Below are 22,322 nucleotides of genomic sequence, written 5' to 3'. Positions count from 1 at the left end.
ACGCCATCGACAAGCCGCCGCCGGTCAATCCGAGCCGACCAAGAGACCGATCCTCCCTCAATCAGATGGCCTTCATATATGAATAGATTTCCCCGGACAGCCCTGCCGTTTACGGGGAGAAATGCCCGGCAGGGCAATGAAGGGGGCAGCGCTGCCGTCGGGAAGAAAGCGTAGTTCGGCGGCGTTTGCCAATCATGCAAACATCGATCACCAACACTCCAACCCGCTACGGCTGGGCGACCATCATTCTCCACTGGCTGATTGCGCTGGTCTTCATCGGCCAGTTCGGGCTGGGCTTCGTCATGGTGCGGCTGACCAGTCAGCGTACCGCTTTCGAACTGATCCAGCTGCACAAATCCTTCGGCTTTCTGCTGCTCGGCCTGATCATCCTGCGCATCGCTTGGCGCCTTGGCAATATATGGCCGCCGCTGCCGCGCTCGGTCGGGATCCTGGAGCGTCGGGCCGCACCGCTGGCTCATCTTGCGCTCTATGCCTTTCAGCTTGCCTTGCCCTTGTCCGGCTGGGCGCTGGTGTCGGTCTCGATGCTGGAGATCCCCAGCCTGCCGTTCAATCTGTTCGTCATGCCGAACCTGCCGCTGGCCGAATCGGACGCGGCCGAGAGTTTCTGGGCGGCAACGCATTGGTATCTCGCCTATGCCGGCATGGCGCTGGTCGCTCTCCATGTCGCGGCGGCGCTGCGGCACCATTTCCAGCTCAGGGATGGCATGCTCACGCGCATGATCACGCCTTCGTCGGATGACAGTGGGGAATAGAGCGGCCGGCTCGCTCGTTCATGGGAGAGGGCGCGGAAAATGCGTTGCCCCAAAAAAAGGAACACCTCCATGTACACGCGCATCCTCGGATTTGCGGCGGTCGCCGCTTGCCTTGCCATGCCTGTTTCCGCTGCCGTCGCGCTTGGCGCCGCCGCCGGCAGCTATTCGGTCAGCCCGGCCAGCTCCAGCATCCGCTTTTCCATCGGCAAGGTCGGCGGCGGCGGCCTCAACGGCGCCTTCGCCCGCTTCAAGGGCACGATCCGCATCGACAATTCCGATGTCGGCCGCTCGCAGGTCAATTTCACCATCTTTCCCGAAAGCGTCGGCACCGGCCAGGGCCGCATCGATGCCTTTCTGCGCTCCGACGCGGTGTTCGACACCGCCAACAGCCCGGAAATCCAGTTCCGTTCGACCAGCGTGACCCGCACCAGCGACACCACGGCCCTGGTCACCGGCCGGCTGACGGCGCGCGGCAAGACGTTCCCGGAAAAATTCACGGCCGAGCTTGGCGGTCTCAAGGCCGGCACCATAAAATTCCATGTCACCGGCAAGGTGCTGCGGTCGCGCTACGGCATGGATGTCGGCACGCCGATCTATTCCAACATCGTCGACTTCGACATGACGTTGACGGGGAACAGGGGTTAGCTCTCTGCCAGCACCTTTGCGACTGGCAGACACACCTCGCGCATCGTCATCCTGGGGCGCAGCAAGGAGCGAAGCGACGCGGCGCAGACCCCAGGATCCATGCCGCGACATCAAGGCGTTGCGACGGTCCAGAATCCGTTCCGCTGCATTTCTCGGCTGATGTCGCGGCATGGATCCTCGGGTCAAGCCCGAGGATGACGAAGGCGCGCTTCGATGGACAGTCTCCAATTGGCTTTTCCGGCGATTTCGGGCAAACCTCGTGGCCTGTAATCGTGATGGAGAAGCCTGATGTTCCGATGGGGTGTGTTGTCCACGGCCAAGATCGGCCGCGAGCATTTGTTGCCTGCAATGGTCGAGGCGGAGAACGGCGCGCTGTCGGCGATCGCCAGCCGCGACCTGTCGAAGGCTAAGGCACTGGCCGAGCGCTTCGGCGCCCGCCATGCCTTCGGCTCCTATGAGGACCTGCTCGCCTCCAACGAAATCGACGGCGTCTACATCCCGCTGCCGACCTCGCAGCATGTCGAATGGACGGCCAAGGCCATCGAAGCCGGCAAGCATGTGCTGGTCGAAAAACCACTGGCGCTCGACGCCAAGGATATTGCCCCACTGATCAAGCTGCGCGACGCCAAAAAAGTGCTGGTCTGCGAAGCCTTCATGGTCATCTACCACCCGCAATGGATCAAGGTGCGCGATCTCATCGCCAGCGGCACCATCGGCCGGCTGCGCCATGTGCAGGGCGCGTTCTCCTATTACAATGTCGACCCCAACAATATGCGCAACAAGCTCGATCTCGGCGGTGGCGCGCTGCCCGACATCGGCGTCTATCCGACCGTGTCGACGCGCTTTTCCACCGGCAAGGAGCCGCTGCGCGTGCAGGCGACGATCGAGCGCGACAAGAAATTCGGCACCGACATCTATTCCTCGATCCGTGCCGATTTCGGCGACTTCGAACTGTCGTTCTACCTGTCGACGCAGATGGCGGCGCGCCAGTTCATGGTGTTCCACGGCGAGAAGGGTTTCATCGAGGTGTTCTCGCCCTTCAATGCCGGGCTCTACGATCATCACCGCGTCGAACTGCACAACCAGAACCACACCGAGGCGCAGGTGTTCCGCTTTCCCGGCACGCAGCAGTACCGGCTGGAGGTCGAGACCTTCGCGCGAGCGGCACAGGGCAGCAAGGAGCGCGTCTTCACACTGGAGGAATCCGTGCTCAACCAGAAGGTCATCGACGCCATCTTCCGCGCCGGCGGCAAGGATAGCTGGGAGACCGTCTAACGCATTGCTTTAGCCGGCTAATGGGGAGGGGAAAATGTCTGACGATGCGGACGTGATCATTGTCGGCGCCGGCCTTGCCGGGCTGGTTGCCGCCGCCGAACTTGCCGAGGCCGGCAAGAAAATCATCATCGTCGACCAGGAGCCGGAGCAGTCGCTGGGCGGCCAGGCGTTCTGGTCGTTCGGCGGGCTTTTCCTCGTCGATTCGCCCGAGCAGCGGCGCATGCGCATCCGCGATTCGCATGATCTGGCGCTGGAGGACTGGCTGGGCACCGCCGCTTTCGATCGCCCGGAGGATTTCTGGCCGCGCAAATGGGCGGAAGCCTATGTCGGCTTCGCCGCCGGCGAGAAGCGCTCGTGGCTCCTGCAGCGTGGCCTGAAATTCTTCCCCGTCGTCGGCTGGGCCGAGCGCGGCGGCGGCAATGCCATCGGCCACGGCAATTCGGTGCCGCGCTTCCATATCACCTGGGGTACTGGTCCCGGTGTGCTCGAACCCTTCGTCCAGCGCGTGCGAGAAGCTCAGAAGCAAGGGTTGATCAGCTTCAAATTCCGCCACCGCGTCAACGAGTTGACCCGCACGGGTGCCACCGTCAACGGTGTGCGCGGCGACCTCCTGCAGCCGAGCGCCGTCGAGCGCGGTCACAAGAGTTCGCGTGAAATATCAGGCGATTTTGCATTCCGAGCGCAGGCTGTGATCGTCGCCTCCGGCGGCATTGGCGCCAACCATCAGCTTGTCCGGGAAAACTGGCCGCAGCGATTGGGCGCGCCACCAAAGCGCATGATCACCGGCGTGCCCGACCATGTCGATGGCCGCATGCTGGCGATTACGGAGCAGGCCGGCGGCTCGATCATCAACCGCGACCGCATGTGGCATTATGTCGAGGGCATCAAGAACTGGGCGCCGATCTGGACCGACCATGCCATTCGGATATTGCCCGGCCCGTCATCGCTGTGGCTCGATGCGCGCGGCAAGCGGCTGCCGGTGCCGCTCTATCCTGGCTTCGACACACTCGGCACGCTCAGCCACATCATGAGCACCGGCTTCGACTATTCCTGGTTCATCCTGACCAGGAAGATCATCCAGAAAGAGTTCGCGCTGTCGGGCTCCGAGCAGAACCCCGATCTGACCGGCAAGAGCTGGCGCCAGGTGCTCGGCCGCGCCACCTCGGGCATCCCGGATCCGGTGAAAGCCTTCATGGAGAAGGGCGAGGACTTTATTGTCGAGGCGGATCTGCCGACGCTGGTCGCGCGCATGAACGCGCTCGCCGGCGGCGAGCCGCTGCTGGAGCTGGCCCAGGTCGAGCGCGAAATCCGCGCCCGCGACCGGCAGCTCGACAATCCGTTCTCCAAGGACATGCAGATCACCGCGTTACGCGGTGCGCGTGCTTATCTTGGTGACCGGCTGATCCGTACGGCCAAGCCGCACAAGATGCTCGACCCGGCAAACGGCCCGCTGATCGCGGTGCGCCTAAATATCCTGACCCGCAAGACGCTGGGTGGCCTGCAGACGGACCTCGACAGCCGCGTGCTGGGTGCCGATGGCCAGCCGGTCGCGGGGCTCTACGCAGTCGGCGAGGCCGCCGGGTTCGGCGGCGGCGGCGTGCACGGTTATGCGGCGCTGGAAGGCACGTTCCTGGGTGGCTGCATCTTTTCCGGCCGCGGCGCCGGCCGGGCGGCGGCCGCGGCCGTGCGATAAAGCCTAAACCGCGAGACGATAAATCCGCTCACCAGAGCCAGGCGCCTTGTCCGAGGGCGGCCGCCGCATCGACGATCCGGGTAAAACTCGCGCGGGCACGACCGACCGTGTGCCGGGCTCTGAGATAGCCGTGCACCAGGCCCTGTTCCTCGAACCAGTAAGCCCGTCCGCCGGCCGCGACGATGCGGTCGCGATAGGCTTCGCCGTCAGACGACAGGGGGTCGCATTGCGCGGTGATCAGCACCGTCGGCGGCAGGTTGGCGAAATCGGCGTCGGCAAGCGGCGACTGCGTGATATCGCCGGTGCCGTCTCGCCCGCCGGTGCGGATGTTCTTGTAGAATTCAAGATCGCGCATGGTCAGCATCGGCGCTTCGGCATGCCTGAGATAGGATCCCTTCGACCGGTCGCCGCCGAGGCCGGGATAGATCAGCACCTGGCCGATCGGCCGTTTCGCGTGGCCGCGTGTCGCGTGGCTGACGGCAGCGGCAAGATTGCCGCCGGCACTGTCGCCGCAAAGCAGAATTGGGTGGTTGCGGGTGGAGGCGGCCCATTCGAAGGCGCTCATCACATCGTCGAAGGCCGCTGGATGCAGGTGTTCCGGCGCCAGCCGGTAGTCGACCGAGATCACCTCATAGCCGGTGCGGGCGCAGAGTTCGGCGCAGACATCGTCATGGCTGTCCAGCCCGCCGAGGATGAAGCCGCCGCCATGGAAATACAGCACCGTCACCGCTGCTTGGCGTGCGCTTCGGTAGATGCGGATCGGAATGTCGTGGGTGGGCGTTGCAATGGCGGACGTTTCGACCGTGACGCCGTCGGGATAGCCGGCAAAGAACTCGCGGCACATGCGGTCATAAATCTCGCGCTGCTGCGCGATCGTGAGATCGATCGTATCGGGCGGGTAATAGGAATTGGTCCGCTCGATGAAGGCCCAGGTCTCGGCGTCGATGAGGGTTTTGTAGTCGGTCATGCTGGCCGCGCCGACTGCAAAGGTTGAGCCCAGGCACCCCCCTCTGTCCTGCCGGACATCTCCCCCGCAAGGGGGGAGATCGGCAGCGTTGATCGCGGCGCTCGTCCTACAGCGTTGACGGTTGGCGAAAGCAGAAACGACATCCAATCTCCCCCCTTGCGGGGGAGATGTCCGGCAGGACAGAGGGGGGTGTGACGGAACGCCATCATCTCGGCAAAAACCACTACTTCCCCTTCCATACAGGCTCTCGCTTTTCCGCAAACGCTCGAAAGCCTTCCATATTGTCCTCGGAGCCGTAGAGCGCATCGACGGTCGGCAGCTGCCGGCGCGTCACCTTGTTCATCGCGTCCTGGAAAGCGAGCGCCTCGGCGACCCGCGCCGTTTCCTTGATCGCGGCGAACACCAGCGGCGGGCCGCCGGCCAGCAGCCGGGCGATCTCCCAGACGCGGTCCTCGAGTTTCTCCTTGGGCAGCACTTCGTTGACCAGGCCCCAGCGATGCGCCTCGGCGACATCCATCCAGCGCCCCGTGAGCAGCAGGTCCATGGCGACATGGTAGGGGATGCGCTTCGGCAGCTTGATCGTCGCCGCGTCCGCCAGCGTGCCGGCACGGATCTCGGGCAGTGCGAAGGAGGAATGGTCGGAGGCGTAGATGAGGTCGCAGGACAGCGCCAGCTCGAAACCGCCGCCCACCGCCATGCCGTTGACGCAGGCGATGACTGGCTTGTTGAGATCGCGCAGTTCCTGCAACCCGGCAAAGCCGCCGACGCCATAATCGCCGTCGACCGCGTCGCCGCCGGCGGCGGCCTTGAGATCCCAGCCGGCGCAGAAGAACTTGTCGCCGGCGGTCTTGACGATGGCGACCCGCAAGCTGGGATCGTCACGGAACGCCTTGAAGGTTTCGCCCATCAGCCGCGAGGTCTTGAGGTCGATCGCGTTTGCCTTGGGCCGGTCGAGCGTGACTTCCAGGATCGCGCCCTCGCGGCGGGTCGAAATGACGTCAGACATTCTTCTTGTCTCCCAGCACCAGCAGTGCGTCGGCGATCCAGGCGCCCTTGCCCTCGGCGCAGACGATCAGCGGGTTGATGTCGAGTTCCTCGATCTCGCCGGCATTCTCCTGCACGAAGGCGGCAATGCCCGAGATGGCGTCGATGGCAGCCTGGACATCGGCCTTCGGCCGGCCGCGATAGCCTTCGAGCAAAGGATACAGCTTCAGGCCGCGCAACGCCGCCTCGATGTCGTCGCGGGTCGCCGGCAGCATCAGCGTGACGCTGTCGCGCAGCAGCTCGACCAGCACGCCGCCGGTGCCCAGCGTCATCACCGCGCCGAACATCGGATCGCGGGTGAAGCCGACGATCAGTTCGGCGACACCATCGCGCACCATACGCTCGACATAGAGCCCGGTGCCGAGCGGCAAGAGGTCATGCGCCGCGGTGCTGACGGACTCGGCGTCTTTGAGATTGAGCCGCACCGCGCCGACCTCGGATTTGTGGGTGACGCCCAGCGCCTTCAGCGCCACCGGGAAGCCGAGCGCCATCGACGAGATCACCGCCTCGACCGCATTGGCGGCGCGTTCGCCTTTCGGCACCGGCAGGCCGGCCTCGATGAGGCGGGATTTCGCCTCGGCCTCATCGGGGGTGACGTGGTCGCCGGCAGGCGCGCCGGAGGCGGACGTGTCGATCGGCTGCGCCTGCGGCTCGTGCCACGCCCAGCCGATGAAGGCCGCCGCCTGGGCGGCGTCCATGGCTTCGGAAATGCCGAACAACGGCACCATGCCGCGTGACATCAACTCGGCGGTGTATTCCTCCGGCAGGTTCTCCGGCAGCGAAGAGACGATCGCGCCGTGCGCCTTGTTGGTCTTCAGCGCCGATTCGAAGGCGCGCAGCGTCGCCCACCAGTCGGTGACCGAGCAGCGGTCGGGGCGCGGGAAGTCGAGCACCAGCATGTTGAGGTCGAAGCCGCCCGACACCATGGCGGTGAAGGTGGCGGTCATCGCCGGCTCGTTGTTCCAGATGAAGGTGTGATAGTCGAGCGGATTGGCCACCGCGACGAGCGGCCCGAGTGTCGATTTGACATGGGCGCGGTGGGTGTCGCTGAGCATCGGGAAATTGACCCAGCGGCCTTCGGCACTGTCGGCCATGACGGAGGCCTCGCCGCCCGAGCAGCTCATCGACGACAGCCTATAACCGGGCAAAGGTCCGGTGATGTGCAGCAGCTTCAGCGCCTCGATGAAGGCGGGGATCGAATCGACCCGCGCAATGCCGAGCCGCCTCAGGAAGGCGCCCGATGCCGCGTCCGAGCCGGCGAGCGAGGCGGTGTGCGAGACGGTCGCCTGCCGCGCCTGTTCGGAACGGCCGACCTTCATGGCGATGATCGGCTTCCTCAGCTCGCGGGCCCTCGCCGCCAGCCGTTCGAAGCCGGCTACGGAATCGAAGGCCTCGATGTGCAGGCCAAGCGAAGTGACCCGCTCGTCCTCGATCAGGCCGAGCGCCATTTCCGACAGGCCCGTCTGCGCCTGGTTGCCGGCGGTCATCAGAAAGGCGATCGGCAGGCCGCGCTTCTGCATCGTCATGTTGATGGCGATGTTGGACGACTGGGTGATGATGGCGACGCCCTTGCCGCCCTCGGCCAGTCGGATGCCGCCATGCTGGTCGGGCCACAGAAGCGCGCCGTCGGCATAGTTGATCAGGCCGTAGCAATTCGGCCCGATGATCGGCATTTGGCCCGCCGCCGCGACCAGCTCGGCCTGCAGCCGCTCGCCGTCGTCGTCGTAGGCTTCGGTCTCGAGGAAGCCGGCGGCAAAGCAGACGGCGCCGCCGGCACCGCGCTCGGCCAGCGCCTTGACCACTTCGATCGTCAAATGCCGGTTGACGCCGACAAAGGCGGCATCCGGCGCGCCCGGCAGGTCGGCCACCGAACGGTAGGCCTTGCGGCCGGCGACCTCATCCTTGGTCGGATGCACCGGCCAGATCTCGCCGGAAAAGCCCATCTTGATCGATTGCGCGACGACGGCCGCGGCCTGCGCGCCGCCGAAGACGGCAATCGATCTGGGGCGCAAAAGACGTTCGAGTTTATGCATGGTCATCTTTTCGTTTGAGCATCATCTTCTCCCATGCCGAACTCCGGCTTTGGGGATCATGCTCTAAGCCCCGAACGGACGCAGCAGCGCCCGCGAAATAATATGTCGCTGTATCTCCGAAGTGCCTTCCCAGATGCGCTCGACGCGGGCGTCGCGCCAGATGCGCTCCAGCGGCAGGTCGTCCATCAGCCCCATGCCGCCATGGATCTGGATCGCCTCATCGGCGACGAAGGCGAGCATCTCGGTGGCCTTCAGCTTGGCCATGGCCATGTCCTGATCGGTGACGGTGCCTTGATCGTACTTCCAGCCGGCTTCGAACACCATCAGGTCGGCGGCCTTCAGTTCGGTCGCCATGTCGGCGAGCTTGAACGACACGCCCTGGAACTTGCCGATCTGCTGGCCGAACTGCTGGCGCTGCGCGGCGTATTCGACGGCATGGCCAAGCGCCCGCTCGGCACGGCCGAGACAGGTGGCGCCGACCTGCAGGCGCGTGGCGCCGAGCCATGAATTGGCGACGTCGAACCCTTTGTGGACTTCGCCCAACACCTGGCTTGCGGGAAGCCGGCAATCATCGAATTCGAGGATGGCGTTGGTGTAGCCGCGATGCGAGACGTTGCGATAGCCGTCACGAACGGTGAAGCCTTTGGTGCCCTTGTCGACGAAGAACGCGGTGATCTTCTTGCGTTTGCCGCGCGCCGACTCTTCCTCGCCCGAGGCCATGAAGACGATGGCGAAGTCAGCCAGATCGGCGTGGCTGATGAAATGCTTGGTGCCGTTCAGCACCCAGTCGTCGCCATCCCGCACGGCGGTCGCCTTCATGCCGCGCAGATCGGAGCCGGCGCCCGGCTCGGTCATCGCCAGGCAGTCCCATTTCTCGCCACGGATACAAGGGAACAGGTACTTCTCGCGCTGCTCGGGCGTACCGGCCAGGAGGATGTTGGAGGGCCGCGCCACGCAGGTCCAGTGCAGCGCATAATTGGCGCGGCCGAGTTCCTTCTCGTAGAGCAGCCATGTCACCGTATCCAGGCCCGCGCCGCCGACATCGGCCGGCATGTTGGCGGCATAGAGTCCGGCCTCGATCGCCTTGGCCTTGATTTCCTCGATCAGCTCGCGGCGCAGCACGCCGGTGCGCTCGACCTCGCGCTCATGCGGGTAAAGCTCGTTCTCGACGAACGCCTTCGTCGTCTCGACGATGAGCCTCTGTTCCTCCGACAGCCCGAAATCCATGCTCTCAGCCTTTCTTCTTGCCGGTCTTTTTCTTCGGCTTTTCGGCTTTCTTCACCGGCTTCAACGCCTTGGCCTTCTCGGCGGCCTTGGAGGCCGTAGGCTTCTTCGCCGCCAGCTTGGCCAGTTGTTTGGTATAGTCCTTGTGCAGGGCGCCGGCGCCCCAGCCCTTGCCTTTGTTCTGCTTCGACAGCGCGTCCATGATGGCGACCAGATTGTCGTCGCGGATCTTTTCGAGCTCGCGGATCGACAGCCCATGCGCCTGGTCGTCCGACTGCGTGGCGATCAGCTCGACCAGCTCGTCGTTGAATTCTGGCACGTCCATCAGCTTGGTCCATGGCCATTTCAGGCACGGCCCGAACTGCGCCATGAAGTGGCGCATGCCGGCCTCGCCGCCGGCGACGCGATAGACCTGGAACATGCCCATCTGCGCCCAGCGCAGGCCAAAGCCGTAGCGCATGATGTCGTCGAGTTCCTCGACGGTGCAGATGCCGTCCTTGATCAGCCACAACGCCTCGCGCCATGCCGCTTCGAGCAGGCGGTCGCCGACGAAAGCCTCGATCTCCTTGCGGATGACGACAGGCTTCATGCCGATCGAAGCATACATTCCCTTGGCAACCTCGATCGCCTCGGGAAAGGTCTGCTCGCCGCCGACGATCTCGACCAGCGGCAGGAGATAGACCGGGTTGAACGGATGGCCGACGACCAGTCGCTCCGGATGCTTCTTCATCGCCACCTGCATGTCGGTCGGCTTGATGCCGGAGGTCGAGGAGCCGACAATGGCGTTGGCCGGCGCGTGGGCGTCGATCTCGGCCAGCACGCGGTGTTTCAGGTCGAGCCGCTCGGGCACGCTTTCCTGAATGAAATCGGCATCGGCAACCGCCTCGGCGATGGTCTTGGCGAAGGTCAGCTTGCCCTCCTTGGGCAGTCCGCCGGGCACCATCTGCTTGTAGGCGCGGCGCGCGCCCTTCATCACTTCGCCGACCTTACGCGATGCCTCGGGATCGGGATCGAAGATCGACACGTCGATGCCGTTGAGCAGCAGGCGCGCCACCCAGCCGGCGCCGATGACGCCGCCACCGATGGCGGCTGCCTTGTTGATAATGCTCATGCGGAGGCTCCGGTTCTTGTCTTGGCTGTTGTAAGGTCGATGAGAGGCACGCGCTCGCCGGCGCGGACCACGGAGGCGTCGTAGGCCTTGCGGGCAAACACCTCGAGCACGAAGGGCCGGAAGAAGTCGATCGGTAGGGTGTCATAGTCGGGGTCGAAGCTCGACTGGTCCCAGCGTTCGCAAAACTGATCGCAATCGTCGAAATAGGCGTGGCCGGCGAAGCGATCGCGCGCATGGCGGTTGCCGCCCAGATGATGGGCATAGTAGAGCCGCTGGAAGTCGCCATGCTTCTCCACCACCCAGGTGCATTGTTCGCGCACGAAGGGTTTCAGGATCGAAGCGGCATATTCATCGTGATTGTAGGGCGCGTAGATGTCGCCGATGTCGTGCAGCAAAGCGCAGGCGATCCAGTCGGTGTCGGCGCCGTCACGCCAGGCGCGCGTCGCCGCCTGCAGCGAATGGCCGAGCCGCGTGATCTTGTAACCCGACAGGCCCTCATCGAGCTGGACCAGCGCGTCGAGCAGCCGCTCGCCGGTCCTGGCCGCATAGTCGATCTCATGCGCGGTCAGGAAATCGTAGTCGTCCCGGTCGCCATCCTTCATCGCGGTGAATTTGACGGTAGTCATGCCGACCCTCCCGGCGAATGAACCTTCCTGTTTGAGCATGATCTTATCCGAAAACCGGTTCCCACTTTTCGGGATCATGCTTATGCCGCGATCGGCGCCCGCTTGGTGAGGTTGAGCTTCTGCCGGACCTCTTCCGGCCCAAGAATCCTGGCGCCGAGATTGGTGACGATGCTGGCGGCGCGTTCGACCAGTTGTGCATTGGTCGCCAGCACGCCCTTGTCGAGCCACAGGTTGTCTTCCAGGCCGACCCGGACATTGCCGCCGGCCAGCACGGCGGCGGCGGCATAGGCCATCTGGTTGCGGCCGATGGCGAAGGCCGACCAGTTCCAGGTCGACGGCACATTGTTGACCATGGCCATGAAGGTGTTGAGATCGTCGGGCGCGCCCCAGGGCACGCCCATGCAGAGCTGTACGAGCGCGTCGGGATTGAGCACCTTTTCCTCGACCAGCTGCTTGGCGAACCACAAATGGCCGGTGTCGAAGGCCTCGATCTCCGGCTTGACGCCGAGCGCCGTCATCATGCCGCCCATGGCGCGCAGCATGCCGGGCGTATTGGTCATCACATAGTCGGCCTCGGCGAAATTCATGGTGCCGCAGTCGAGCGTGCAGATTTCCGGCAGGCACTGACGCACGTGTTCCATGCGGTTGGTGGCGCCGCCCATATCGGTGCCTTTTTCGTTGAGCGGCAGCGGCGCTTCCGGCGAGCCGAACACCATGTCGCCGCCCATGCCGGCGGTCAGGTTCAAGATGACGTCGACTTCCGCCGCGCGAATACGCTCGGTCACTTCGCGATAGAGATGCACGTCGCGCCTGGGCTTGCCGGTTTCGGGGTCGCGCACATGACAGTGGACGATCGCAGCGCCCGCCTTGGCCGCATCGATGGCCGAATCGGCGATCTGCTTGGGGGAGCGCGGCACGTGCGGGCTGCGATCCTGCGAGCCGCCGGACCCGGTCACGGCACAGGTAATGAAAACCTCACGGTTCATCGCAAGCGGCATGGAACTCTCCTCCGAATAGAACAAGCCATGCATGTCGCCCAAAAGTGGGAACCGGTTTTGGGATGACGACATGCACAAGAGCTGACCACAATGCCCGACTTGCCGGAAACTGTTTTGCGTTTTACGAAGCTTCCATGACGAAAGGCGAAAAACCGACGATCTTTTGCGCCGAGCGCTCTCCGCTCAAGGTAACGCTGCTGGTGTTTTCCGGCTCGTCTATCATGTGCGTGGCCTCGGCCGTCGATCCCTTGCGCGCCGCCAACCGCATCTCCGGCGAGACCCTGTTCGATTTCAGGCTGGTCTCGGTGACCGGCGAGGCTCCGGTCACCACCTGCGGCCTGCCGGTGGCGGTCAGTGGCCGCTTCGATGCGGGCGAGCCGACCGACGTTCTTGTCGTCGTCGCCGGCTTCGGCACCCAGAATTATGCGACGTCGGCTCTGTTGTCAGGCCTGCGCAGGGCGGCGCGGACAGCACGCGCGTGCGGCGGTGTCGAAGCCGGCACCTGGCTGGTGGCGCGCGCCGGCCTGCTGGAAGGGCGCAGCGCCACCACCCACTGGGAGGACATGGAGGACTTTTCCTCGGCCTTTCCCGGCGTCGACGTGCGCCCGGACCGCTATGTCATTGACGGGCCGGTGTTCACGTCGGGCGGCGCGTCGCCGACCTTCGACCTGATGCTGCATTTGATTCGCACGCGGCTCGGCATGGCCGTCGCGCTCGATGTCGCCAGCGTCTTCATCTACGACCAGGCGCGTGCCGCGACCGACGCGCAGCCGCTGGTCTCGCTCGGCCGGCTCGACGGCTACGATCCGCGGCTGGCGCAAGCCATTCGGCTGATGGAATCGCATGTCGACCAGCCGCTCACCATAGAAGCGGTGGCAAAACGTGCCGGGGTGACGGCACGGACGCTGGAAAGCATCTTTCGCAAATCGATCGGCGAGACGCCAGGCGCCTATTATCTCAGGCTGCGCCTCGGTGCTGCCCGCAGGCTGGTGGTCGACACCAGGGTGGCGATGGCCGATATTGCCGGGCGGACCGGATTTTCGTCCGCCGCGGCATTTTCGAGGGCTTTTTCACGGGCTTTCGGCGAAGCGCCGGTCAGGCTGCGCCGGGGCTGAGTGCATGTCACCCAAAAGTGTATTTCGGTTTTGGGACAATGACATGCACAAAATCGGAAAGATCAGGCAGCGTCCTGGTGATCGCTGCCGCTGTCGATTTGCGAGCGCATCTGTCTGGCAAGATGGGTCTCGAAGCGGCTGGCCACGGCGCGGTCCCATTCGTTCGAGCGGTGTGTGCCATCCTTCGGATGCGGCATTGCCATCAGCCTATCGATGATCGATCCGGCCTCGCCCGCTGAGAGCAGGGCGTCGATTTCACGTTCGTTCTGCATATCGGGTCGCCTCCTTCTTCCTCACCCGCCACGAGCCGGTCTTATACGAGATACGTGACGGCAGTTTGAAGGCAAGAGCGAGGTCATTGAAGGGCGCCAAAGGGCAAAACCGTGTCGTCGCACCCGTCCTTGCGCAAAGTTTGTTCCCGCGTCCGGGCAGGCCAGGTCAAGGAGAGATCTAAAGCCGCTTTTCGAACAGCAGGCAGCCGAGGATCTATGTGGTCCTCGGCTGCCTGTCGCGAAAAGGGCTGACTAGAGCATTACCGCTCTAACGCTTTGTTTTGACGCAATTCCGGACGGAAAACCGCTTCACACTTTTCCTGGAATTTCTCTAGCAGGAAGCGATTGCCGCGGCTTTCAGTCAGACGTGGTGGATATCGGTCCAGAGGTCGGACTTCACACGTACCGGTTGACGATGTTTTCCAGCAGTTCCTGGCGGCCCGACCTTGGGTGCGGCTCGATCTTCTTCTTGACGACGCGCTCGGCGATATCTTCCAGCGTGCGCTTGCCGGACAGCATCGCCTTGCCCTCGGCCGTGTTCCAGCCGGCATAGCGTTCGGCCAGCGGTGCGGACAGCGCCTTGTCCTCGACCATCCGGGCCGCCGCCTTGAGGCCGCGTGCGCAGGAATCCATGCCGCCGATATGACCGATCAGCAGATCCTGTGGGTCGAGCGACTGGCGGCGCAGCTTGGCGTCGAAATTGGTGCCGCCGGTCTTGAAACCGCCGGCCTGCAGGACCTGGTAGTAGGCCAGTGCCATTTCAGGCACGTTGTTGGGGAACTGGTCGGTGTCCCAGCCCGACTGATAGTCGTTGCGGTTCATGTCGATCGAGCCGAAGACGCCGAGCGCATTGGCCAGCGCCAGCTCGTGCTCGAAGGAATGACCGGCCAGAATGGCGTGGCCCTGCTCGATGTTGAGCTTGACCTCCTTCTCCAATCCGAAGCGCTTGAGGAAGCCGTAGACGGTCGCGACATCGTAATCGTACTGGTGCTTGGTCGGCTCCTGCGGCTTCGGCTCGATCAGGATCGTGCCCTTGAAGCCGATCTTGTGCTTGTAGTCGACGACGAGGCTGAGGAAGCGGCCGGCCTGCTCCTGCTCGCGGGCAAGGTCGGTGTTGAGCAGCGTCTCATAGCCCTCGCGCCCGCCCCACAGCACGTAGTTCTCGCCCTTCAGACGCTTGGTGACGTCAATGCAGCTTTTCACCGTCGCCGCCGCATAGGCAAAGACATCCGGATCGGGATTGGTGGCGGCGCCCGACATGAAGCGGCGATTGGAGAACAAATTGGCCGTGCCCCACAAAAGCTTGACGCCGGTCTGCTTCATCTTTCCCGCGAAGTAGTCGGCGATCTCGTCGAGGCGGGCCGCACTTTCGGAAAAATCCTTGCCTTCCGGCCGTACATCGGCGTCGTGGAAGCAGAAATAAGGCGCACCGAGCAGCGAGAACATCTCGAAGGCGACATCTGCTTTCAGTTTCGCCAGTTCCATCGTGTCGGTGCCGCCGGCCTTGGGAAACCACGGCCGGTCGAAGGTCTGGCCGCCGAATGGATCGCCGCCCGGCCAGGCAAAGGAATGCCAGTAGGCGACGGCGAAGCGCAGATGGTCTTCCAGCCGCTTGCCGGCGACGACCTCGTCGGGATTGTAGAACCGGTAGGCCAGCGGATTGGTCGAATCCGGTCCCTCGTATTTGATCTTCTTGATGTCGCCGAAAAATCCGCTGCTCATGATTTCTGTCCTCTCTCGAATAGTTCGCCCTGATTACGTCAGGTAATTCGCCTTGATTACCTCAGGCGTAATTGGTTTCGTTCGTCCGCTGGTCGAAAAGGCTCGTGTCAGAACCGTCAAACAAAGGAGACAGACCATGACCGACCTCAACAAGATCGCCCAAAACTACATCACCGCCTGGAACGAAAGCGATGCCGAGCGCCGGGCCGACTTGCTCAAGGCGACCTTCACCGAAGACGTCAGCTATCGCGATCCGCTCATGCAAGGCGACGGCCATGAGGGCATCGCGGCTCTGATCGGCGGCGTGCAGCAGCGCTTTGCCGGGTTTCGCTTTTCGCTGAAGGGCACGCCGGACGGTTTTGCCGACAAGATACGCTTCTCGTGGAATCTCGGACCCGAGGGGACGCCTTCGGTGATCGAAGGCACCGATATCGGCGTCATCGAGAACGGCCGCCTGAAGAGCGTCACCGGTTTTCTCGACAAGGTCCCGGCGCAGTGAGGACTTCTGGGGGAGGCGGGCGTGAAGCACCCCCCTCTGGCCTGCCGGCCATCTCCCCCGCAAGGGGGGAGATTGGTTGGCGTCCGCGCCATCGCCAATCATCCACCTTGCAGGACTGGCATACCCGCCAACGCTGCTAATCTCCCCCCTTGCGGGGGAGATGCCCGGCAGGGCAGAGGGGGGTGCCTCGCGCTCATTCACGCGGTCACGCCCCTGATTGCCGGGTAGAGCGACCGGTAGCGCTGATACGCATCCGCATACGCCCCAGCGAGCGCAGCGTCCGGTTCAACGGTAGCATCCGTGCTGGGCGCCGTGCACACAGCCAGCGGATCGGCACCCGTCGCCGCGATCAGGCCGAGCCGTGCGGCGCCAAAGGCGGCGCCGAAGTCGCCGTCGGCGGGAATGTCGACGGGCAGTTGAAGCGCGGTGGCAATCGCCTTCAGCCAGTAGCGCGAGCGCGAACCGCCGCCGATCGCTGTCACCCGCGTCAAGGTCGTGCCGGCCTTGGCCAGGGCTTCGAGGCTGTCGCGGAAGGCAAAGGCGACGCCCTCCAGCACGGCCTGCGTCAGCACGGCACGGCTCGATTCATGCGCCAGCCCGGTGAACGCGCCGCGAATGGCGGAATCATTGTGGGGTGTACGCTCACCCGAGAGATAAGGCAGGAAGGACACGCCGCTGGGTGTCTTCAATGAGTCGCCGAGTTCGGCGGTCAATTCGCCGGCGCCTTTGCCGGTGATTTCGGACAGCCAGTTCAGCGAATCGGTTGCCGACAGGATGACGCCCATCTGGTGCCAGGTGTTCGGAAGCGCGTGGCAGAAGGTATGCACTGCACTTGCCGGGTTGGGCAGGTAGGACGCGTTGGCGGCAAACAGCACGCCCGATGTGCCGAGCGAGACGAAGGCGTGGCCGGCGCCGACCGTGCCCATGCCGCAGGCAGAGGCCGCATTGTCACCGGCACCGCCGGCGATCGGAATGCCGGCCTGGACGCCCCATTTCGAGGCCAGTTCGATACGCAGCGCGCCTGCCTTCTCCGTACCCTCGACCAGCGACGGCATCTGCTTTTCATCGAGCGATGTCGCAGCGAGCAGTTCCGCACTCCAGCGGCGCTTGCCGACATCGAGCCAGGACGTGCCGGCGGAATCCGACATTTCCGAAATGTGTTCGCCCGTAAGCCAGAGCCGCAGGAAATCCTTGGGCAGCAGCACTTTCGCGACCTTGGCGAAGACTGCGGGCTCGTTGTTCTTAACCCAGGCAAGCTTGGGCGCCGTGAAACCGGGAAATACGATGTTGCCGGTCAGCGCGCGGAAGCGCGGATCGGCGTCGAGGACGGCGGCCTCGGCATGGCTGCGTGTATCGTTCCACAGGATGCAGGGGCGCAGCACCTTGTCGGAGGCATCGAGCAGCGTTGCGCCATGCATGTGGCCGGACAGGCCGATACCCTTGACCGCGGCGAACTCCCCGGGATGCCTGGCCTTGAGATCGGCAATCGCCTCTTCGCAAGCGCGGATCCAGTCGTTGGGGTTCTGTTCCGACCAGCCTGGATGCGGCCGCGACACGTCGATCGACGCATGGCCGGAACCGATGACGGTTTGCCCGGCATCGATGAGCAGCGCCTTGACGCCCGATGTCCCGAGATCGAGGCCGAGATACATGGTTTCCTCCCCTTGCCATTAATTTTTTCGGGTCCCGAAATAATATGGCTTGGTCAGTTTCTAAGACAAGATCGGTCGCGGGTCAATTCTCTGACAAATCGGCGGCACGCCGGGAAAGCAGCGCCGACACCGGACTGTCGGGTCGCGCCATCGACCGTTCTGCCGTCAGCGCCCGGGCAAGCGCACCCTCACCGGCGCGCAGGGCCGCCTCGATCAGTGTCAGGTCGATGACGTCGCGTTGGGCGTGGCTGCCGCCGAAACGGTGGGCGATCGCCCGGATCGGCCGGATCAGGCGTACGGTCTCGGCATAGCTGCCCTCACCGAATGCCTTGATGGCGAGCGTGAGGGGATGGCCGACATCCCTGGTGAAATCCGCATTGTCGTCGTTGCCATGCATGGCCTCGCGCTGCGTGTCGAGCAGGGTCCGAGCCGGGGCTTCGAGCCCGGCGCCGACAAACGCCATCATCGCGTGGGCATCGTTGAAGGCATAATTGCCGGCGCCGGCGTTGCGCCAGTTTGCGGCGATTGCCGTCCAGCGGTCGCCGACATCGATGCAGCCAAGATAAAGCCGCCACAGGATTGCCGACGCATCGACCATGTTGAGCGCCATCGTCGATTGCACGCTGTAGATGGGGCCGTCATAGAGCGCCAGCACTTCGTCCGTTTCACCGAGATCATAATGGAACAGCGCCAGGTGCCACCAATTGTGCACCTGCAGGAAGCTCTCCCTTGTCCACGCCTCAGGGTTGGCGCGCATCCAGGCGATGCCATCCCTTTGCCGGCTTTGCATTTCCATGACATGGGCGACGGCATGCTGCGCCCAGCCGTCGCGCGGCTCCATGTCGACTGCCGAGCGGCCAAGCTGTTCGGCCCTGATATAGTCACCCATTTCCTCCAGCCCGAAGGCCTGCATGCCGAGCATGGCGTGATAGCCGGGCATGCCGCTTTGCCAGGACGGCAGGGCACGGGCGATGCGGTCGCGCAGCATGCGGGCATTGCCGGTGAAGAAATCGATCTGGTGGCCGACCTGCAGCGCCAACCCGTCGCGCGGGGTCTCGATGGTGATATCCTCAAGAACGCGGCTGGCTTGATGCCAACGCCCGTTGGCGAGATGACCGAGAGCCGAGACATGCGCCTGCTCGCGCGCGGTCGCGGCAAGCGGCAGTGCCGTCTCATGGCACGCCTTGGCCACGGCCGTCGCCTCCCGCTCGGTCGCAAGGCCGAACAGATAGCCCTTGAAGACATGCGCCATGACAAAGCCCGGATCTTCCGCGATGGCGCGGTCGATGGACGCCACGGGATCGCCGATGAAGCACTGCAGTTGACGCACTGCCTGGCTGTAGGGCGTGACTCCCGCCTCCGTTGCACCCGAAAGCGTCAGGCCGAATACGTCCCTGATTGCCATGCGATGTCCTTTCATCGACCCGTGACAGGCCCTCGATCCTTCGGCCCAAGGCGATCCTAAAGCATGAGCCACCGACACGCCAACCATGCGCGCTGCGTTTGCCGCATGCGTGCTGGATCCATCCGCCGGGAACACCGTTTACACCTGCGATAGCGGCGACTCGGGCGGCAGACCGAGGCGTGATCGCCAAGGTGACGGACAAGGTCAGCATCTTCGCCACCGGCGACTACACCACCAATCCTGGCGGCGACAAACGCCGCATCCTCGAAGGCAATTTCGGCTTCAGCGTGAAATAGTGAGGCGAAGGTGTGCTGATATTCAGGTGATGCCGGTTTGCCACGGCTGTTTTCGCTGACCGCCGAAGTTGGCGCTGCCCGACGAACGAATCCAACCCCCTACCTCAGTTACCCGAACGCATCGCCACCGTGGCGATGCCGGCGCCGACCAGCAGCGTGCCGCCGGTGCGATTGAAGATGCGGATCGCCTTGGGATTGCGCACGACGTTGCGTGCGCGTGCCGCGATCAGCGCATAGCCGAAGGCATTGGCGAAGGCGAGCGCCAGGAAGGTCGTCTCGAAGATCAGCATCTGCGTCCAGAAATCGGCGTGCCGGTCGAGGAACTGCGGCAGGAAGGCGACGAAAAGGTGATGCTTTTCGGGTTGAGCGCGGTGACCAGCCAGGCATGCGCCATCATCTTGGCCGACGACACCGCATCGGTGAGCGGTTCGGCTTTCAGCGCGCCGCCGGCACGAAACAGTTTCACGCCGAGATAGATCAGATAGCCGGCGCCGATCAGCTTCAGGATGGTGAAGACGGTCGCCGAAGCGGCCAGCAGCGCGCCGATGCCCAGCATCGACAAGGTCATCGCGGTGAAGTCACCAAGCGCCACCCCGACGGCCATCGGCAATGCGGTGCGCCAGCCCTGGCCCAGCGCGTAGGACACCACCAGAAGGATGGTCGGACCCGGAATGATGAGAAGGATCGTCGATGCGGCGGCGAAGGCGGCCCAGTTTTCGAAGGACATGCTCGTCTCCGTTGAGCGTAAAGAAGAGGATAAATCCTTGGGTCCGGAAGAATGTAAAGAGGCGATTCCCTAATTCGCCAACGGCGGACCGGTGTCAGTTCGCGCCGCAAACGCAGGCTGAGCAAGGTGTCTTCACGCTTTATCAACCATGAATGATGAAAATGCCTGCTATCCGGTCGGACCGTGCTTCCCGCCGACAGCGTAGGGTTTGGGTATATGGGTGAGTTGCCGCAGGGTCTGACGCCGCCGCGAAATGGCGACGCAATCGAAATCGATCATCATCTTTCCCGCCGCGCCATCCTGTCGGGGGCAGGGGCGCTCGCACTGCTCGGCGCCGCCGGTTGCTCGACCTCGGGTGGCGGCCTGCCGGCGCTCGAGCTCGACGGCGTCACCACCGGTTCGGTGCCGCCGATGCGGCCCGCGATCAGCGTCGACAAGAACATCACCAGCCCCGGCGTCATGTATGCGGCGCTGACCGACGGCGGCTTTAACGTGCCGGAAGTGCCCTATTTGAAGGTCAAGCCGGAATTCCGCCGCCAGATCGTCGTCGACACGACAGGCGAGGCGCCCGGCACCATCGTCGTCCACCTGCAGGAGCGCATGCTCTATCTCGTCCAGCCGGGTGGCGATGCCATCCGCTACGGCGTCGGCATCGGCAAGGACGGCTTCCGCTGGTCCGGCCGCGCCAACATCCAGTACGGCAGGGAATGGCCGACCTGGACGCCGCCGCCCGAAATGATCGTCCGCAAGCCGGAACTGGTGAAATGGCAGGCCGGCCAGCCCGGCGGCCTGACCAACCCGCTCGGCGCGCGCGCCCTCTACATCTACCAGGACGGCAAGGACACCGGCTATCGCATCCACGGTTCGCCCGAATGGGCGAGCATCGGCCAGGCGATGTCGTCGGGTTGCGTGCGCCTGATCAACCAGGACATCATCGACCTCTACAGCCGCGTCTCCAAGAAAAACCCGGTGGTGGTCGTCTGACACGTCATCCGCTCCACTCTTCCGTTGCGCGATAGCAAAAGACAGGCGAATGTGCCTGCGAATTCATCGCTCGGGAGACGTCAGGAATGGCCGGAACTTTTGTCATCGCGCAGGGCGGCGGCCCAACCGCCGTCATCAACCAGACGGTGGTCGGGGCGACGCTGGAGATCCGCAAGCGGCATCCCGGTGCCAAGGTCCTCGGTTCCATCCACGGCGTGCGCGGTATCCGTGACGGCAACTATGTCGACCTTTCCGCGATTCCCGAGGACCGGCTGCGGCTGATTGCCGGAACGCCGAGTGCAGCCCTTGGCTCGACGCGCGACAAGCCGGATGCCGCCTATTGTGACGTCATCCTCAACGGATTGAAGAAGGTGGGCGCCGACGCCTTCATCTATATCGGCGGCAACGACACGTCGGGCACGCAGCAGATCCTGACCGATGCCGCAGGCGGCACGATCGCCTTCGTCCACGCGCCGAAGACCATCGACAATGACCTCGAGGAGAACGACCACACGCCGGGCTTCATTTCGGCGGCCGAGTTCGTCGCTGGCGCCTTCCTGTCCGTCGACCTCGATTTTCGCGCCCTGCCCGGCATCTATGTCGGCATCGTCATGGGTCGGCATGCCGGCTTCCTGACCGCGGCCGCCGCCGCATGGCAGCTCGACCCCGACAGCGGCCCGCACCTGGTCTATGTGCCCGAGCGCCCCTTCTCGGCCGCCGGTTTCATCGACGACGTGCGCGCCACGCTCGATCGCCACAAACGCTGCATCGTCGCCGTTTCGGAAGGTGTCGGCACCGCCGATGGCAAGGCGCTGGTCGAAAGCCTGGTGCCGCCGGACAAGCTCGAGCGCGACGCGCATGGCAACGTCAAGCTGTCGGGCAGCGATCTGCCGGCCGCACTCGAGCGCGCACTGGCCGAAGGCCTGCCCGGCAAGCGCGCCCGCGTCGACGCGCTCGGCTACATGCCGCGCGGCTATATCGGCGCCATTAGCGCGGTTGACGCGCGGGAGGCTTTCGATGCCGGCGCCTTCGCGGTTGCCGTCGCCGAACAGGGCGGCGGCTCGGTGGCGCTGCAGTATGACGGCACCAAAACGGTGCTGAAGAAGGTGCCACTGAAGAACGTCGCCGGCAAGACCCGCCACATGCCGGACGATTTCATGAAGCCCGATGTCAATCAACTGTCCGATGCCGGTATGGCTTATCTCAAGCGGCTGGTTCCGGAAAAATACAAGGTCGGAAAGCCCTTCGTCTGATGCTGGGT

19 protein-coding genes and 1 pseudogene are annotated in these 22,322 nt (G+C 64.1%); 8 read left to right on the top strand and 12 right to left on the bottom strand.

The window, feature by feature from the left end; translation table 11 throughout:
- Positions 1-194 precede the first annotated feature (194 nt).
- From NKG99_RS16055 to NKG99_RS16040, 4 genes are all read left to right on the top strand, one after another.
- The gene (locus NKG99_RS16055) at positions 195-773 is read left to right on the top strand and encodes a cytochrome b (RefSeq protein ID WP_352869379.1); all 579 of its coding nucleotides are present in this window, start codon (positions 195-197) and stop codon (positions 771-773) included.
- Between the two features lie 69 nt (positions 774-842).
- Complete coding sequence (locus NKG99_RS16050) at positions 843-1,418, top strand: YceI family protein (RefSeq protein WP_352869377.1); 576 nt, start codon at positions 843-845, stop codon at positions 1,416-1,418.
- Positions 1,419-1,706: 288 nt separating this feature from the next.
- Positions 1,707-2,693, top strand: coding sequence for a Gfo/Idh/MocA family protein (locus tag NKG99_RS16045; RefSeq protein WP_352869375.1), 987 nt, complete (start codon positions 1,707-1,709; stop codon positions 2,691-2,693).
- A gap of 34 nt (positions 2,694-2,727) precedes the next feature.
- Positions 2,728-4,386: an FAD-binding dehydrogenase gene (locus NKG99_RS16040; RefSeq protein WP_352869373.1), complete on the top strand. Its 1,659-nt coding sequence runs from the start codon at positions 2,728-2,730 to the stop codon at positions 4,384-4,386.
- A 28-nt stretch (positions 4,387-4,414) separates the two neighbouring features.
- Here the strand turns inward: NKG99_RS16040 and NKG99_RS16035 are convergent, their stop codons facing one another.
- From NKG99_RS16035 to bcoG, 7 genes are all read right to left on the bottom strand, one after another.
- Entirely contained in the window at positions 4,415-5,353 is a 939-nt protein-coding gene (locus tag NKG99_RS16035) for an alpha/beta hydrolase (RefSeq protein ID WP_352869371.1), read from the bottom strand.
- 223 nt (positions 5,354-5,576) lie between these two features.
- Positions 5,577-6,359 carry a carnitinyl-CoA dehydratase gene (locus tag NKG99_RS16030; protein ID WP_352869369.1) on the bottom strand — a complete coding sequence of 261 codons (783 nt, stop codon included), beginning with the start codon at positions 6,357-6,359 and terminating at the stop codon, positions 5,577-5,579.
- Positions 6,352-8,430: an acetate--CoA ligase family protein gene (locus NKG99_RS16025; protein WP_352869367.1), complete on the bottom strand. Its 2,079-nt coding sequence runs from the start codon at positions 8,428-8,430 to the stop codon at positions 6,352-6,354. The genes NKG99_RS16030 and NKG99_RS16025 overlap by 8 nt, the downstream gene beginning before the upstream one ends.
- Before the next feature lie 63 nt (positions 8,431-8,493).
- Positions 8,494-9,657 (bottom strand): acyl-CoA dehydrogenase family protein, encoded by a 1,164-nt coding sequence (locus NKG99_RS16020; protein WP_352869365.1) that lies wholly within the window; start codon positions 9,655-9,657, stop codon positions 8,494-8,496.
- 4 nt (positions 9,658-9,661) lie between these two features.
- Positions 9,662-10,765 (bottom strand): carnitine 3-dehydrogenase, encoded by a 1,104-nt coding sequence (locus NKG99_RS16015; RefSeq protein ID WP_352869363.1) that lies wholly within the window; start codon positions 10,763-10,765, stop codon positions 9,662-9,664.
- Positions 10,762-11,391, bottom strand: coding sequence for an HD domain-containing protein (locus NKG99_RS16010; RefSeq protein ID WP_352869361.1), 630 nt, complete (start codon positions 11,389-11,391; stop codon positions 10,762-10,764). The genes NKG99_RS16015 and NKG99_RS16010 overlap by 4 nt, the downstream gene beginning before the upstream one ends.
- An 80-nt stretch (positions 11,392-11,471) precedes the next feature.
- Positions 11,472-12,389, bottom strand: a complete 918-nt coding sequence (gene bcoG, locus NKG99_RS16005) for a 3-dehydrocarnitine:acetyl-CoA trimethylamine transferase BcoG (protein WP_023810589.1) — start codon at positions 12,387-12,389, stop codon at positions 11,472-11,474.
- Positions 12,390-12,523: 134 nt separating this feature from the next.
- Between bcoG and NKG99_RS16000 the strand changes: the two genes are divergently transcribed.
- Entirely contained in the window at positions 12,524-13,504 is a 981-nt protein-coding gene (locus NKG99_RS16000; RefSeq protein WP_352869359.1) for a GlxA family transcriptional regulator, read from the top strand.
- 62 nt (positions 13,505-13,566) lie between these two features.
- Here the strand turns inward: NKG99_RS16000 and NKG99_RS15995 are convergent, their stop codons facing one another.
- Together NKG99_RS15995 and xylA are read right to left on the bottom strand one after the other, a co-directional pair.
- The gene (locus tag NKG99_RS15995) at positions 13,567-13,776 is read right to left on the bottom strand and encodes a hypothetical protein (protein ID WP_352869357.1); all 210 of its coding nucleotides are present in this window, start codon (positions 13,774-13,776) and stop codon (positions 13,567-13,569) included.
- A gap of 396 nt (positions 13,777-14,172) precedes the next feature.
- The gene (gene xylA, locus NKG99_RS15990) at positions 14,173-15,498 is read right to left on the bottom strand and encodes a xylose isomerase (protein WP_352869355.1); all 1,326 of its coding nucleotides are present in this window, start codon (positions 15,496-15,498) and stop codon (positions 14,173-14,175) included.
- Positions 15,499-15,634: 136 nt separating this feature from the next.
- On the opposite strand from xylA, the gene NKG99_RS15985 reads away from it, so the two are divergent.
- Positions 15,635-15,997 (top strand): nuclear transport factor 2 family protein, encoded by a 363-nt coding sequence (locus NKG99_RS15985; RefSeq protein WP_352869353.1) that lies wholly within the window; start codon positions 15,635-15,637, stop codon positions 15,995-15,997.
- 197 nt (positions 15,998-16,194) lie between these two features.
- Here the strand turns inward: NKG99_RS15985 and xylB are convergent, their stop codons facing one another.
- The 3 genes and pseudogenes from xylB to NKG99_RS15970 all read right to left on the bottom strand — a co-directional run bounded on the left by xylB (position 16,195) and on the right by NKG99_RS15970 (position 20,077).
- On the bottom strand, positions 16,195-17,649 hold the full coding sequence (xylB, locus tag NKG99_RS15980) for a xylulokinase (protein WP_352869351.1): 1,455 nt from the start codon (positions 17,647-17,649) through the stop codon (positions 16,195-16,197).
- 82 nt (positions 17,650-17,731) lie between these two features.
- A complete protein-coding gene (locus NKG99_RS15975) occupies positions 17,732-19,054 on the bottom strand; it encodes a tetratricopeptide repeat protein (RefSeq protein WP_352869349.1) in 1,323 nt (440 codons plus the stop codon).
- 400 nt (positions 19,055-19,454) lie between these two features.
- Positions 19,455-20,077 (bottom strand): annotated as a pseudogene (locus NKG99_RS15970) (LysE family translocator).
- 216 nt (positions 20,078-20,293) lie between these two features.
- On the opposite strand from NKG99_RS15970, the gene NKG99_RS15965 reads away from it, so the two are divergent.
- Together NKG99_RS15965 and NKG99_RS15960 are read left to right on the top strand one after the other, a co-directional pair.
- Positions 20,294-21,061, top strand: a complete 768-nt coding sequence (locus NKG99_RS15965) for a L,D-transpeptidase (protein WP_352869347.1) — start codon at positions 20,294-20,296, stop codon at positions 21,059-21,061.
- Between the two features lie 86 nt (positions 21,062-21,147).
- Positions 21,148-22,314, top strand: coding sequence for a diphosphate--fructose-6-phosphate 1-phosphotransferase (locus tag NKG99_RS15960; protein ID WP_352869345.1), 1,167 nt, complete (start codon positions 21,148-21,150; stop codon positions 22,312-22,314).
- The last annotated feature ends 8 nt before the right edge of the window (positions 22,315-22,322 follow it).

Origin of the sequence: Mesorhizobium sp. M1409 (assembly GCF_040317535.1) — a bacterium.
In the GTDB taxonomy this organism is placed as follows: domain Bacteria; phylum Pseudomonadota; class Alphaproteobacteria; order Rhizobiales; family Rhizobiaceae; genus Mesorhizobium.
The sequence above is the reverse complement of the archived record's forward strand: the minus strand, read 5'-3'. Positions and strand labels throughout refer to the sequence as shown.

Coding starts and splice junctions, on each gene's coding strand:
- xylB (WP_352869351.1), bottom strand. CDS start 17,649: ATGTATCTCGGCCTCGATCTCGGGACATCGGGCGTCAAGGCGCTGCTC.
- NKG99_RS16010 (WP_352869361.1), bottom strand. CDS start 11,391: ATGACTACCGTCAAATTCACCGCGATGAAGGATGGCGACCGGGACGAC.
- NKG99_RS16020 (WP_352869365.1), bottom strand. CDS start 9,657: ATGGATTTCGGGCTGTCGGAGGAACAGAGGCTCATCGTCGAGACGACG.
- xylA (WP_352869355.1), bottom strand. CDS start 15,498: ATGAGCAGCGGATTTTTCGGCGACATCAAGAAGATCAAATACGAGGGA.
- bcoG (WP_023810589.1), bottom strand. CDS start 12,389: ATGCCGCTTGCGATGAACCGTGAGGTTTTCATTACCTGTGCCGTGACC.
- NKG99_RS16015 (WP_352869363.1), bottom strand. CDS start 10,765: ATGAGCATTATCAACAAGGCAGCCGCCATCGGTGGCGGCGTCATCGGC.
- NKG99_RS15960 (WP_352869345.1), top strand. CDS start 21,148: ATGGCCGGAACTTTTGTCATCGCGCAGGGCGGCGGCCCAACCGCCGTC.
- NKG99_RS16055 (WP_352869379.1), top strand. CDS start 195: ATGCAAACATCGATCACCAACACTCCAACCCGCTACGGCTGGGCGACC.
- NKG99_RS15985 (WP_352869353.1), top strand. CDS start 15,635: ATGACCGACCTCAACAAGATCGCCCAAAACTACATCACCGCCTGGAAC.
- NKG99_RS15965 (WP_352869347.1), top strand. CDS start 20,294: ATGGGTGAGTTGCCGCAGGGTCTGACGCCGCCGCGAAATGGCGACGCA.
- NKG99_RS15995 (WP_352869357.1), bottom strand. CDS start 13,776: ATGCAGAACGAACGTGAAATCGACGCCCTGCTCTCAGCGGGCGAGGCC.
- NKG99_RS15975 (WP_352869349.1), bottom strand. CDS start 19,054: ATGGCAATCAGGGACGTATTCGGCCTGACGCTTTCGGGTGCAACGGAG.
- NKG99_RS16040 (WP_352869373.1), top strand. CDS start 2,728: ATGTCTGACGATGCGGACGTGATCATTGTCGGCGCCGGCCTTGCCGGG.
- NKG99_RS16030 (WP_352869369.1), bottom strand. CDS start 6,359: ATGTCTGACGTCATTTCGACCCGCCGCGAGGGCGCGATCCTGGAAGTC.
- NKG99_RS16050 (WP_352869377.1), top strand. CDS start 843: ATGTACACGCGCATCCTCGGATTTGCGGCGGTCGCCGCTTGCCTTGCC.
- NKG99_RS16000 (WP_352869359.1), top strand. CDS start 12,524: ATGACGAAAGGCGAAAAACCGACGATCTTTTGCGCCGAGCGCTCTCCG.
- NKG99_RS16025 (WP_352869367.1), bottom strand. CDS start 8,430: ATGCATAAACTCGAACGTCTTTTGCGCCCCAGATCGATTGCCGTCTTC.
- NKG99_RS16035 (WP_352869371.1), bottom strand. CDS start 5,353: ATGACCGACTACAAAACCCTCATCGACGCCGAGACCTGGGCCTTCATC.
- NKG99_RS16045 (WP_352869375.1), top strand. CDS start 1,707: ATGTTCCGATGGGGTGTGTTGTCCACGGCCAAGATCGGCCGCGAGCAT.